12 protein-coding genes are annotated in these 12,123 nt (G+C 66.2%); 10 read left to right on the top strand and 2 right to left on the bottom strand.

What is annotated here, in order from left to right:
- Positions 1-111 precede the first annotated feature (111 nt).
- Genes AC1DSC_RS10165 through AC1DSC_RS10120 form a run of 10 tightly spaced genes read left to right on the top strand, consistent with a single transcriptional unit; the run spans position 112 to position 9,873 of the window.
- Positions 112-1,452: an ABC transporter substrate-binding protein gene (locus tag AC1DSC_RS10165; protein ID WP_307594900.1), complete on the top strand. Its 1,341-nt coding sequence runs from the start codon at positions 112-114 to the stop codon at positions 1,450-1,452.
- A complete protein-coding gene (locus tag AC1DSC_RS10160; protein ID WP_478131808.1) occupies positions 1,449-2,354 on the top strand; it encodes a branched-chain amino acid ABC transporter permease in 906 nt (301 codons plus the stop codon). Before AC1DSC_RS10165 ends, AC1DSC_RS10160 begins: the two co-directional genes overlap by 4 nt.
- The gene (locus AC1DSC_RS10155) at positions 2,355-3,329 is read left to right on the top strand and encodes a branched-chain amino acid ABC transporter permease (RefSeq protein ID WP_062364759.1); all 975 of its coding nucleotides are present in this window, start codon (positions 2,355-2,357) and stop codon (positions 3,327-3,329) included.
- Positions 3,326-4,096 (top strand): ABC transporter ATP-binding protein, encoded by a 771-nt coding sequence (locus AC1DSC_RS10150; protein WP_062364758.1) that lies wholly within the window; start codon positions 3,326-3,328, stop codon positions 4,094-4,096. The genes AC1DSC_RS10155 and AC1DSC_RS10150 overlap by 4 nt, the downstream gene beginning before the upstream one ends.
- The gene (locus AC1DSC_RS10145; RefSeq protein ID WP_062364757.1) at positions 4,093-4,761 is read left to right on the top strand and encodes an ATP-binding cassette domain-containing protein; all 669 of its coding nucleotides are present in this window, start codon (positions 4,093-4,095) and stop codon (positions 4,759-4,761) included. Before AC1DSC_RS10150 ends, AC1DSC_RS10145 begins: the two co-directional genes overlap by 4 nt.
- An 11-nt stretch (positions 4,762-4,772) precedes the next feature.
- Positions 4,773-5,717 (top strand): cyclase family protein, encoded by a 945-nt coding sequence (locus AC1DSC_RS10140; protein ID WP_062364756.1) that lies wholly within the window; start codon positions 4,773-4,775, stop codon positions 5,715-5,717.
- 15 nt (positions 5,718-5,732) lie between these two features.
- Positions 5,733-6,032, top strand: a complete 300-nt coding sequence (locus tag AC1DSC_RS10135; RefSeq protein ID WP_062364755.1) for a hypothetical protein — start codon at positions 5,733-5,735, stop codon at positions 6,030-6,032.
- Positions 6,033-6,045: 13 nt separating this feature from the next.
- Positions 6,046-7,200, top strand: coding sequence for an iron-containing alcohol dehydrogenase (locus AC1DSC_RS10130; RefSeq protein ID WP_062364754.1), 1,155 nt, complete (start codon positions 6,046-6,048; stop codon positions 7,198-7,200).
- Positions 7,200-8,657, top strand: a complete 1,458-nt coding sequence (locus AC1DSC_RS10125; RefSeq protein WP_169804839.1) for an NAD-dependent succinate-semialdehyde dehydrogenase — start codon at positions 7,200-7,202, stop codon at positions 8,655-8,657. Before AC1DSC_RS10130 ends, AC1DSC_RS10125 begins: the two co-directional genes overlap by 1 nt.
- A gap of 52 nt (positions 8,658-8,709) precedes the next feature.
- Positions 8,710-9,873 carry an ABC transporter substrate-binding protein gene (locus AC1DSC_RS10120; protein WP_081247552.1) on the top strand — a complete coding sequence of 388 codons (1,164 nt, stop codon included), beginning with the start codon at positions 8,710-8,712 and terminating at the stop codon, positions 9,871-9,873.
- A gap of 328 nt (positions 9,874-10,201) precedes the next feature.
- Here AC1DSC_RS10120 and AC1DSC_RS10115 read toward each other — a convergent pair whose 3' ends face one another.
- Both AC1DSC_RS10115 and AC1DSC_RS10110 read right to left on the bottom strand, forming a co-directional pair.
- Positions 10,202-11,056 carry an alpha/beta fold hydrolase gene (locus AC1DSC_RS10115; protein ID WP_062364752.1) on the bottom strand — a complete coding sequence of 285 codons (855 nt, stop codon included), beginning with the start codon at positions 11,054-11,056 and terminating at the stop codon, positions 10,202-10,204.
- A complete protein-coding gene (locus AC1DSC_RS10110) occupies positions 11,053-12,123 on the bottom strand; it encodes a branched-chain amino acid ABC transporter permease (RefSeq protein WP_478131807.1) in 1,071 nt (356 codons plus the stop codon). The genes AC1DSC_RS10115 and AC1DSC_RS10110 overlap by 4 nt, the downstream gene beginning before the upstream one ends.

Raw genomic sequence — 12,123 nt, 5'->3', positions numbered from 1 at the left:
CGCAATACATCTCAGCGAATTAGGCCTAAGTCCTTGATCCGCAACGCTTTCGCGGTGTGGCACGCTCTTCGCAATATTCCTCGTGAGCAACACAACTCACAAGGAGACAACGTGACCCTGAAGTTCCCCCTCACGCACCTGGCTCGCAGCTTCGCGCTCGTCACCGCCGGCGCCGCCTTCGCGCTGCCGGCTGCCGCCGCCGACAACGGCAAGTTCCGCATCGGCGTGGCGACCTTCCTGTCGGGCGCCGCCGCGGGCCCTTTCGGAGTGCCCGCGGCCAATGCCGCCAAGCTCGTGGTCGACGCGCTGAACAAGGGGGCCCTGCCAGCGCCCTACAACACCAAAGGCATCAGTGGCGTCGAAGTCGAGATGGTGTTGATCGATGAGAACGGCGGCGCCACCAAGCAGGTGGAGGAATACCGCAACCTTGTGCAGCGCCAGAAGGTCGACGTGGTGATTGGCTACATCTCCTCGGGTGACTGCCTCGCGATTGCTCCGGTGGCCGAGGAGCTCAAGACCCCGACGGTTTTCTTCGACTGCGGGACCTCGCGCCTGTTCAGCGAGACGCTGAAGAACCCGAAATACGTGTTTCGCACCGGCCTTGACGCCGTGGTCGACAACGTGGCCGCTGCCCGTTACATCGTGGAGACGAAGCCGAACGTGAGATCGGTCGGCAGCATTCAGCAGAACTATGCCTGGGGCCAGGATGCCTGGGCTGACTTCAGCCTTGCTTTCAAGCAGCTCAAGCCGGACATCAAGTTCGTTTCCGAGCAGTGGCCGAAACTGGGGCAGGGCCAGTACGGCGCCGAGATTTCCGCGTTGTCCGTCAGCAACCCCGACCTGATCCACTCCAGCTTCTGGGGCGGCGACATGGAGGCGCTGGTGCTGCAAGGCGGCGCGCGGGGTCTGTTCGACAAGCGTGTGACGCTGCTGACGGCGGGCGAGACCGGCTTTGAGCATTTCAAGGACCAGGCGCCCAACGGCACGATCGTCGGCGGCCGCGGCCCGTTTGGCGCTTTCGCGCCGAAGAACGCGCTTTCCGACTGGCTGCGCACGACCTACAGCGCCGCGCACAAAGAGCAGCCGACCTACCCCGCCTTCAAGATGATGCAGGCGATCCTCGGCATGAAGGCGGCCGCGGAGAAGGTGGGCAAGCCCGGCACCATGCCGACGCAGGAGCAGGTGCTCGCGGGTCTCAAGGGCCTCACGTTCGAATCGCCCAGCGGCACGGTGCGTATGAGCCGCGCCGGTGGCCATCAGGCTGTACAGGGGGTGGCTTACGGCGAATACCACTATGACCCCAAGACCCGCAAGGCCAGCATCATCAATGTGAAGGACTATCCGGGCGACTGCCTGATGCCGCCCGATGGCACGAGCCCTGCCGACTGGATCAAGGCCGGCTTCCCCGGTGCCAAGTGCACACCGACACCGCCAAAGGAGCGCACGTCGTGAGCACCTTGCTGGCTATAGTTTTCGACGGCGCCATTTATGCCTCGTGGCTGTTCCTCGTGGCGGCCGGCCTGACGGTGATCTACGGGGTGATGCGCATCCTCAACATGGCACACGGCAGCTTCTACGCGATCGGCGCCTATTGCGCCGCCTCGCTCACGGGGTGGTACTTCTCCGGCGAGTCTGGGGCTAGTCCGTACTGGAGCTACCTGCTGCTGTTCGGATGTGCCATCGTCGGCGGCCTGGCTGTGGGCGTGCTGGTGGAGCAGGCGCTGCTGCGCCACCTGCGTGGCCGCGATGAGATCCTGATGGTGATCGTCACGTATGCGCTGCTGCTGATCCTGGAGGACGTGGTGAAGCTGGTGTGGGGCGTCAACCCATACCTGGCGTACCAGCCCTACCGTCTGCTCGGGCAGAGCTCGATCACGGATTCGCTGCGCTTCGCCAACTACGACCTCGCACTGGTGGCGATCTCGCTCGTGGTCGGCGCCGCTGCATGGTGGGCGCTCAACCGTACCGACAAGGGGCGCATGTTGCGAGCGGTGATCCACGACCGCGAGATCGCCACAGCAATGGGGGTGAACGTCAATCTGATGTTCGCCATCACCTTCGCGATCGGCTCCATGCTCGGTGCGCTTGCCGGGGCCCTCACTGCACCGGCCATTTCCGTCACACCGGGCATCGGTGTCGAGGTGATCGTGCTGGCGTTCGCCGTGGTGGTGGTGGGCGGCCTGGGCAGCATCGGCGGCGCCGCCGTCGGCGCAGTGCTGGTCGGTCTCGCCCGTTCCTTCGCTGTCCATCTGGCGCCGCAGATCGAGTTGTTCGTGATCTACGGCGTGATGTTCCTGGTACTCGCATTCCGGCCGCATGGCCTCTTCGGCCAACTGCAGCCCCGAAAGATCTAAATGAAATTCAAGTCCGAACTTGGGCTGCCGCTGGCGGCCGGGTCGATTGCCGCCCTCGGCTGGGCGGGGCCCGACTGGTTGAGCTTCCTGCTCACCCTGGCCTTTGCCAAAGGCCTGGTGGTTCTCGGGGTGGTGCTGCAAATGCGCGCCGGCCTCGTCTCCTTCGGCCAGGCGCTGTACTACTGCATCGGCGGCTACGCTGCCGGCTTGGCCGCCAAGCACCTGGGCATCCAGGATGCCATCGTGCTGCTGGCGCTGGGCGTGGTGGCCTCGCTGATGATGGCCGCGCTGTGCGGCATCATGGTGGCGCGCTACCGCGACATCTTCTACGCCATGCTTTCGATGGCGTTGTCGATGATTGTCTACGGCATGCTGGTGAAGTCCAGCGCGCTCGGCTCCACCGACGGCTTCAACGTCGCGAACCCGAGCTACCTTGGCTTCCAGCCGGATCCGTCGCAGGCCAAACGCGTTGCCTTCCTGGTCACGTTGGCGATCGCGCTCGTTGCGGCCCTGGTCTGCCACCGCGTGTTGCGCTCGCGGTTTGGCAGGCTCTCGGAGGCAGTGCGCGAGAACGAGATCCGGGTTGACTTCCTCGGCATCTCGCCGTTCGGACTTGTCTACCTGAACTACTGCGGCGCGGCCGTGCTGTCGGCCCTCGGCGGCGGCCTGATTGCGATCGCCACGGGCCACGTGGATCCGGACATGGCGTTCTGGGCCACCTCTGGCGAGTTCGTCTTCATGGCCTTGCTCGGCGGAACGGCGCATGTGGCGGCGCCGTTCGTGGCAGCCATCGTGTTCTCCGCGGTGCGCACCTTCGCCATTCAGGAGGCGCCGCACCTGTGGCAGCTCACGCTGGGCAGTGTCCTGCTGGCGCTGATCCTTTTCTTGCCCAAAGGCTTGTGGAGCCTGGTGTCCCGTAGGCGTGCCGCAGTGCCTGCGGAGATTCCGTCCGTGACGAAAGAGGTGTCCCCATGAGTGTGCTCGAAACGCGCCAGCTCACCCGCACCTTCGGTGCCGTGGTCGCTGCCAATTCGCTGGATGTGACCATCCAGCGCGGCGAGATCGTCGGAGTCATCGGCTCCAACGGCGCCGGAAAGACCACGTTCATCAACATGGTGACCGGGTACCTGCCGGCCACCTCGGGCGACATCCTGTACGAGGGCCGCTCTGTGCTCGGGATGAAGCCGCGCCAGATCACCCGCCTCGGACTGGCCCGATCGTTCCAAGTCGCGCAGTTGTTCCCCCAGCTCACCGTGCTGGACAACGTGCTGATGGCGCTGGCGGCCGCCCACGAAGCGCAGCCTTCCATGCTGCGGCACTTCGAAACTGCGGAGGCGGTGCGCGAGGCCCGCCGCATCCTGCAGGCCTTCGGCGTGGCGCACTACGCCGACAGCGAGGCCAGTGCCGTGCCGCAGGGCGCGCGCAAGCTGGTCGACATCGCGATGGCCCTGGTCTCGAAGCCGCGCATGCTGCTGCTGGACGAGCCCACCAGTGGCGTGAGCGCCGACGAGAAATTCCCCTTGATGGATGCCGTGATGGCCGCCGTGAGGCAAAGCGGCGTGACGGTGCTGTTCGTAGAGCACGATATGGAAGTGGTGGAGCGCTACGTTTCGCGCATCCTGGCGTTCTACAGCGGCGAGATCATCGCCGACGGGCCGCCGGCTGCGGTACTTGGCAACCCACGCGTGCAGGAGTTGGTGGTAGGCAAGCGGGCTTCGGCACGCGAGGAGGCACTCGCATGACTGAGCTTGCCCTCGACATCCAGGGATTGGACGTGGCCATCGCCGGCACGCCCATCCTGCGCAAGGTCACGCTGCAGTTGCCGCAAGGCAGCATGGCCGGGCTGATCGGCCGCAACGGCGCCGGCAAGACAACGCTGATGCGCGCGGTGATGGGACTGCTGCCCTCACGTTCGGCAACGCTGGCGTGCGCCGGCGAGTCGATGGCGCAGCTGCCAGCGCACACCCGCGCCGAGCACGGCATCAGCTACTTGCCGGAGGACCGGCGGCTGATTCCGTCGCTCACCGTCGAAGAAAACATCTTGCTGCCGGCTTGGGCCAACGGCCTGGGCGACGCAAGACGACGCCTTGCATGGATCTACGAGCTGATTCCCGAACTGCTCGAGCACCGCGAGCGCAAGGCGCTGCAGCTCAGCGGCGGCCAGCAGAAGCTGGTGGCGTTGGCGCGCGCGCTGATGCCGGGACGCAAGCTGCTGCTGCTGGACGAACCCTTCGAGGGCGTCGCGCCGGTGCTATCGCGGCGCCTGACAGAGGTGATCGCGAAGCTGCGCACCGAGGGCCTGACGGTCCTGCTGAGCGAATCGGATGACAAGCACTCGGCCGACTTGGTTGATCGCATCTTCCGTATCGAGCGCGGCGTCGTCCGCGAGAGTTCTGCAACCCACTAGAGGAGACTGTAATGTCGATATCCGCAATGACACGCCTCGCTGCGGCGCTCGCCCTGGCGACGCTCGCTGCCGGTGCATCGGCGCACGAATGGTGCCGTTCGAAATACGGTCCGGCCGATGAGATCGGCGCGGCCAACCTGCTGAATCCTCAACTGGCGCTCGAGGCCGCTAAGCTGGTGAAGACGGGCAAGACCTACCGGCTGGGCGTCGAGACCAACTCCAAGACGCCAGCTTACGGCCCGCGCAGCTGGGCGCTGGCGATCAACCAGCCCGGGCAGGTCGGCGGCGTCGGCTTGGGCCCGACCAAGACCAACTACAACGACGACATCTACATGGGCTACGTCGGCACGGGCTCGCAGATCGATGGCCTCGGTCACATCGGCGTCGACAACGTCTACTACAACTGCCACAAGAACAGCGAGTTCGTACAGGCCAACGGCCTGAGCAAGCTGGGGGTCGAGAAGCTGCCGCCCTTCGTCACGCGCGGTGTCGTGCTGGACATGACGGCGTACTTCGGCCAGAACCCGGTTCCGGAGGGCACGACGTTCAACCGCAAAGAGATCGACGAGCAAGCGCGACGGCAGGGGGTCGAGATCCGAGAGGGCGACGTCGTGCTGTTCCACACCGGCTGGCTGCAGCTGGTGGGCAAGGACGACAAGCGCTTCATCTCCGTCGAACCGGGCCTGGGCAAAGACGGCGCCGAATACCTCGCAAGCAAGCAGGTGGTGGCGGTCGGCGCCGATACCTGGGGCCTGGAGGTGATCCCCGCCGAGAAGGGGGCAGGGGTGTTCGAGGTCCACCAGATCCTGATCCCAAAGCACGGCATCTACATCCTCGAGAACATCGACACCTCCGAACTGGTCAAGGACAAGGGCTGGGAGTTCATGTTCGTGCTCGGCGTGTCGCGCATGACCGGGGGCGTGCAGGGGATCATCAATCCAGTCGCCATCCGTTGAGCAGTCACTGGCACCATGCAACAAAAGTTGAGCGACAGCGGCCTGCTCAAGCAGCAGGCCTTCATCGGTGGCAGTGGATCGCAGCCGACGGCGGCATGCTGGAGGTGCGTAACCCGCCGGATGGCGGCGGGCCTGTATCACCGTTCCGCCCTGTTCGAGCCGCGACCCAGGCCAACGCGCCGACTGACTCAGATGGAGGCTGAACTGTGGCGCGACAGCCTGGCCGTACTGCTCAGCGAATCGGACGACAAGCATTCGCCAGACCTGCTGGGCCAAGTCTGGTGCACTGAACGCGGCGTGGCGCACGCTGCCTGACAAGAGAACCCATATGACCGGATTCAATTTCGAAACCACGCCGCGCATCGTCTGCGAGCAGGGTGGCTCTGGCCGCCTCGGCGAACTCGCCCGCGGGCTCGGCGTGCGCCATTTCTTCATCATCACCGACCAGCCCTTGCTGCAGGCTGGTCTGCTGGCACCCGCGCTGGAAAGCCTGAGGGCTGCGGGAATCGCCGCCACCGTTTATTCCGACGTGCTGCCCGATCCGCCCGAGGAGCGGGTACTCGCCGCCGTGCTGGCCGCCCGCGAAGCGGGCGCCGACGGCGTCGTGGGCTTCGGCGGCGGCAGTTCGATGGACACCGCCAAGCTCGTGGCCTTGCTGGCGCGGACGCCGGCGGCGCTGCATGACATCTACGGCATCGGCCTGGCGCAGGGGCCGCGCCTGCCGCTTGTGCAGGTGCCGACCACCGCCGGGACCGGCTCCGAAGTGACGCCAATCGCGATCGTCACCACCCCGACATCCGAGAAGAAGGGCGTGGTCTCTCCCATGCTCTACCCTGACTTCGCGCTGCTCGACAGCCACCTCACGTTGGGCCTGCCGCCCCGCCTGACGGCAATGACGGGAATCGATGCCATGGTGCACGCGATCGAGGCCTTCACCTCGCGCCACAAGAAGAACCCGGTGTCGGATGCGCTGGCACTCAAGGCTTTGGCGCTGCTGTATGCCAACCAGCGCAAGGTGCTCGAAGACCCGCGCAACGGCACGGCGCGCGAACACATGCTGCTTGGCTCGCTGCTGGCGGGTATGGCGTTCGCGAACGCGCCAGTGGCGGCGGTGCATGCGCTGGCGTATCCGCTGGGCGGCCATTTTCACGTGCCGCATGGCCTGTCGAACGCGCTGGTGCTGCGGCCGGTGCTGCGCTTCAACCTGGAGCATGCGGCGCCGCTCTACGCGCAGCTCGGCGAAGCCATCGGCACGGCGCGGCCCGGCCAAGGTCCCATCGAAGGCGCCCGGGCGTTCGTCGATGCCATGGCGGCGCTGGTGGCTGTGATGCCGTTCGAGCAGAACCTGCGCTCTGTCGGCGTAGACCGCAGCGACCTGCCGATGCTGGCGGAGGACGCACTCAAGGTCCAGCGCCTGCTGGTTAACAACCCGCGCGACGTGGCGCTTGCCGACGCGCTCGCGCTCTACGAAGAGGCTTTCTGATGGTGCAGTTGAAAGATACGGCGTTGCTGAAGCGCCTGGCGTTCATCGGCGGCGAGTGGGTCGCCGCGCGGGACGGGGCATCGCACGAGGTGCGCAACCCGGCGAACGGCGAAACGATCGCGGCCGTTCCCGACATGGACGCCGCTGACACCGAACGCGCGATCGCCGCGGCCCAGGCCGCGCTGCCCGCCTGGCGGGCGCGGCCAGCGAAGGAGCGCAGCGCCTTGCTGCGCCGCTGGCACGATCTCGTGCTTGTGGCGGAACAGGACCTCGCGCTGCTCATGACGCTGGAGCAGGGCAAGTCGCTCGCCGAAGCGCTGGGCGAGGTGCGGTACGGCGCCTCGTTCATCGAATGGTTCGCGGAAGAGGGCAAGCGCGCCTACGGCGACCTGATTCCGGCACCGACCGCTGACCGTCGTCTGATGGTGATGAAGCAGGGTGTGGGTGTCACCGCGGCCATCACACCGTGGAACTTCCCCATCGCGATGATCACGCGCAAGGTTGCGCCTGCACTGGCCGCTGGTTGCACCTCGGTCGTGAAACCGGCAGAGGCGACGCCGTTGTCGGCCCTCGCGCTGGCCGAACTGGCGCAGCGTGCCGGCATTCCGGCCGGCGTGCTCAACGTTGTCACCACCGCGAGGCCGGCGCTTGTCGGAGGAGCGCTCACGGCCAGCCCGGTCGTGCGCAAGCTTTCGTTCACCGGCTCCACGCCCGTCGGCAAGCTGCTGATGGCCAAATGTGCCACCACCGTCAAGCGCGTTTCGATGGAATTGGGCGGCAACGCGCCTTTCATCGTGTTCGACGACGCCGACCTGGACCTCGCCGTGCAGGGCGCGATCGCTTCCAAGTACCGCAACGCGGGCCAGACCTGTGTCTGCGCCAACCGGTTCCTGGTGCATGAGGCCGTGTTCGATGCCTTCGCCGAGCGGCTGGTTCGTGCGGTGGAGCAGTTGAAGGTCGGCGCCGGCGTCGAGCCGGGGGTGCAAATCGGGCCGCTGATCGATGGCCGCGCGCTGGCCAAAGTCAGTCGCCTGGTCGACGAGGCGCGAAGCCAGGGCGCACGCGTGCTCGCGGGCGGTGTTGTGCACGCCTTGGGGGGCAACTTCTACATGCCGACGGTCCTGGCTGACGTAACGAGCGAGATGGCCGTGGTGCGCGAGGAGATCTTCGGGCCGGTCGCACCGTTGATGCGGTTCGCGAGCGACGATGAGGCGGTGCAGCTCGCCAATGACACGCCCTTCGGTCTCGCGGCCTACTTCTACACGCGCGACGTGCGCCGAGCCTGGCGTGTCGCCGAGCGGCTGGAGTACGGCATGGTCGGCGTCAACGAGGGTCTGATCTCCAACGAGGTAGCACCGTTTGGCGGCATCAAGGAGTCGGGAGTCGGGCGCGAGGGTTCGAAGTACGGACTCGACGAGTACCTCGAAACCAAGTACGTCTGCCACGGTGGGGTCTGAGCCGCGGCAGGTTCTCTCGAAAGAGTGCGTCGATCAGTCACAGGCGACACGAATGACCCCCGTCCGGAGACGAGCATTCTGTGCCGCGGCAGCCGCGGCAGCCGCGGCAGCCGCGGCGCCGTGGATCGTGGCTGCACGCGGCAGCGAACCAGGCGTCTATGACAACAAGGTGGTGTTCGGTCAGACCATCGGCTTTGACAGTGTCTGGGGCAGCCTCTACCGAAACTATACCGACGGGCTGCTCGCTTGCTTCGCGCAAGTGAATGCGCAAGGCGGCATGCATGGCCGCCAGCTCTCGGTGGTGCGCCGGGAGGACAACTACGTCATCGACAGGGCACTCGCGAACGTCCGTGCGTTCGGGCAGGGTGCGGATGTATTCGGACTCGCTTGCATCGGCGGCAGCGGCATCACGCTGGCCGCGATGCCGCTGCTCGAGGAGTATCGGCTGCCGGCGGTGGGGGCACTGACTGGCGCCGACGGCGCTCGGGTGTACAACCGCTACCTCTTCCACACCCGCACGGCCTATTCCAATGAGGTCGAGAAGATGGTGGAGCATCTCTCGACGATCGGCATACGCCGCATGGCGGTGGTTTACCAGGACAACGCGTTCGGCATGAGCACTCTGGCCGCTGCACAGAAGGCGGCGCAGCGGTTCCAAGCGCAGTTGGTGGCGGACGTTCCGCACCCCGCGGAGAACTGGGAGGGCCGGGGCATGGCCGCGACGGTCGTGAAGGCTGCGCCCCAAGCCGTGCTGCTGTTCACGTCGCCGAGCACGGTGGCCGACTTGATGAAGCAGTACAGGGCGCAAGCACGGGCGGCGCTGCCTTCACCCTGGGTCCTCTCGGTCACATCGGTGCCCAAACTGTCCGAGCTGCTAGAGACCGACGTCCGCGGCATCGCGATCACGCAGGTGATGCCGCATCCACGCGGCCCGTCGCGCGCCGCGCGCAACTTCCGCTCTGTGATGGCCCGGCATGGCAGCGGGGACGCCCTGTCTTACGAAGCCCTGGAGGGCTTCATGACCGGCCGGGTGATTGTGGAAGGCTTACGGCGCGCCGGCCGCAATCTCACGCGCGAGGGCTACGTGCGTGCACTCGAAGGCTTCGAGCTCCAGAGCCTTGAAGAGCTCGACTACCGGTACACCGCCTCGAGCCACCTGGGCCCATCCTTTGTGGAAGTGACGCTGCTGGGCGCTGGCGGCACCGTGCTGCGCTAAGGGTGGGGCGAGGCGCTGACGAGATTGCGCCCGGCGATGCATTCGGTGCGGACGGGATTGTGCGAGATGCACATGCAGCGCTGCCTGTAGATCAGTCCGGCGGCCGTACAGACTGTGGCGAGTGCGGCGATTCGTTCACCGCTGCTGCCGTCCGCCTCTACCGACCAGATCGCGGGGGGCGGAACGATCAGCAACGTGTGTATGTCAGCAAGAAAACCCGAACCATGCCGGAACCCGGCGGCCGTGCTGGTGCAGGAAGCCACAACAGCGGCATCTTGCGCCCTTGCCGCGCGGCCCGATGGCACCCAGCCCCTTTGGGCTGAGCAGCCTACGGCAATCGCGCATCTCCGGCCAGGAAGCGTTCGACCAACGCAAACTGCTCCGGCGTGTTCAACGCAGGCGCGTGGCCGCATCCCTGGATCTCGACCACCACCGCGAGCGGTCCGCGCGTGCGCATCTGCTCCGCAGCATCCGGCAGCAAAAGGTCCGAGTGCGCGCCACGCAGGCAAAGCACGGGCAGATCGAGGCTGTCCCATGCTGGCCACAGCCCTTCCGGACTGCTTGACTGCAACTGCATCGAGATGGCCGGGTCGTAGTGCGGCGTGACGCGGCCGTCGGGCAACCGGCGCACCGAGGTTTCTGTGAGGCGTCGCCACTGCGCCTCAGAGAGGTGACCGTACGGCGCATAGACAGTGCGGAAGTACGCTTCGAGTTCGCTCACGTTGCCGAACGTCGGCGGTCGGCTGGCATAGGTGAGGATGCGCTGGACGGCCTCAGGAGCCGGACACGGGCCGATGTCGTTGATCACCATCCGGCGCAGCCGGCCTCTGAGCGACGTGGCGGCGGCCAGGATGCCGATCGCACCGCCCATCGAGGTGCCGAGCCAGTGGAAATGCGGCAGCCCAAGCTGGTCGACGAGCGAGGCGGCCAGCCGCACATAGAACGGCAACGTGTATTCATTCGCAGGGTCCGGGCTCCATTGCGACAGGCCGCGTCCGATCGTGTCGGGGCAGATCACACGGTAGCGTTGCGCCAGCTGCGCGGCGATGTCGTCCATGTCGCGGCCCGTACGAGCGAAGCCGTGCCAGGCGATCACCGCGTCGCTCGCAGCGTTCGGCCCGGCCCACTCGGTGTAATGCAGTTCGCGCCCTTCGCAGCGGAGGTAGTGCGATGTCGGCGTCATGGCTCGGATCTCCGCGACATGCGCAGCCGGCCAACGATGCCGCTCGGGAAATGGTACACGGACAGCACGAACAGGATCCCCAGCCACAGCAGCCAGCGGTCCGGTGATACGAACTGGGGCAGGAGCGGCAGCCCGCTCAGCACCGAACCGCCGAGCTTCAGTAAATCCTGCAGGTAGTTCTGCGCCAGCACGAACAGCGCCGCGCCCACCACCGCGCCGTACATCGTTCCCATGCCGCCGATCACGACGATGAGCAGCACGTCGAGCATGATCTCGAAGGACAGCGTGGTGTCCGGCCCGGTGTAGCGCAGCCACAGCGCGAGCAGCGCGCCGGCGAGCGTCGCGAACAACGCCGAGAGCACGTTTGACACGGTGCGGTACGCCACCGTGCGGAAGCCGAGCGCCTCCGCCCGGAAGTCGTTCTCTCGGATGGCCGGCAGCACGCGGCCGAAAGGCGAATTGACGATGCGCAGGAGGGCGAGGAAGCTCGCCGCGACCACGACGAGCAAGAGGTAATAGGTGAGCACGCGCCCGTCGACCGTCACGCCGAGCAGCGGCTGCTCGAAGAGTTCGAACGAGGGAGACAACCATTCGGGGGTGCGGAAGCTGACCCCGTCCTCACCGCCCGTGATGTGGCTCAGCTGCGAGGCCAGCGTCAGGAAGCCCGATGCAACCGCCAGCGTGATCATCGCGAAGAAGATCGCCTTCACCCGCAGGCTGAAGAGGCCAATGGCCAGTGACAGCAGCAGCGAGAGCAACAACGCCGCCCCGAGCCCGACGAGCATCGAACTCGCGCCGGCGCCGAGGCGGCTGCTGGCGATCGCCACGCCGTAGGCGCCAATGCCGAAGAACATGGTGTGCGCGAAACTCACCACACCGGTATAGCCGAGCAGCAAGTCGTAGCTCGCCACCAGCAGAATAAATACGAGCGCCTTGGCGGCGACGCCCAGCGCCTTGTGGCCGGGAAAGAGCAACGGCGCGAAAGTCAGCGCGAGGGCAATGAGCACCAGCGCGAGCGCAAGCAAGCGGCTGCGCGGCATGTCGTGGGAGAGCAGTCGGTTGATCAT

This window comes from Variovorax sp. 01N425, from assembly GCF_056399465.1.
The sequence above is the reverse complement of the archived record's forward strand: the minus strand, read 5'-3'. Positions and strand labels throughout refer to the sequence as shown.

Bases quoted from the DNA above. Each gene is read 5' to 3' on its own strand.
- AC1DSC_RS10155 (WP_062364759.1), top strand. From the start codon at position 2,355: ATGAAATTCAAGTCCGAACTTGGGCTGCCGCTGGCGGCCGGGTCGATT.
- AC1DSC_RS10150 (WP_062364758.1), top strand. From the start codon at position 3,326: ATGAGTGTGCTCGAAACGCGCCAGCTCACCCGCACCTTCGGTGCCGTG.
- AC1DSC_RS10145 (WP_062364757.1), top strand. From the start codon at position 4,093: ATGACTGAGCTTGCCCTCGACATCCAGGGATTGGACGTGGCCATCGCC.
- AC1DSC_RS10140 (WP_062364756.1), top strand. From the start codon at position 4,773: ATGTCGATATCCGCAATGACACGCCTCGCTGCGGCGCTCGCCCTGGCG.
- AC1DSC_RS10135 (WP_062364755.1), top strand. From the start codon at position 5,733: ATGCAACAAAAGTTGAGCGACAGCGGCCTGCTCAAGCAGCAGGCCTTC.
- AC1DSC_RS10130 (WP_062364754.1), top strand. From the start codon at position 6,046: ATGACCGGATTCAATTTCGAAACCACGCCGCGCATCGTCTGCGAGCAG.
- AC1DSC_RS10125 (WP_169804839.1), top strand. From the start codon at position 7,200: ATGGTGCAGTTGAAAGATACGGCGTTGCTGAAGCGCCTGGCGTTCATC.
- AC1DSC_RS10120 (WP_081247552.1), top strand. From the start codon at position 8,710: ATGACCCCCGTCCGGAGACGAGCATTCTGTGCCGCGGCAGCCGCGGCA.
- AC1DSC_RS10115 (WP_062364752.1), bottom strand. From the start codon at position 11,056: ATGACGCCGACATCGCACTACCTCCGCTGCGAAGGGCGCGAACTGCAT.
- AC1DSC_RS10110 (WP_478131807.1), bottom strand. From the start codon at position 12,123: ATGATCAACCGACTGCTCTCCCACGACATGCCGCGCAGCCGCTTGCTT.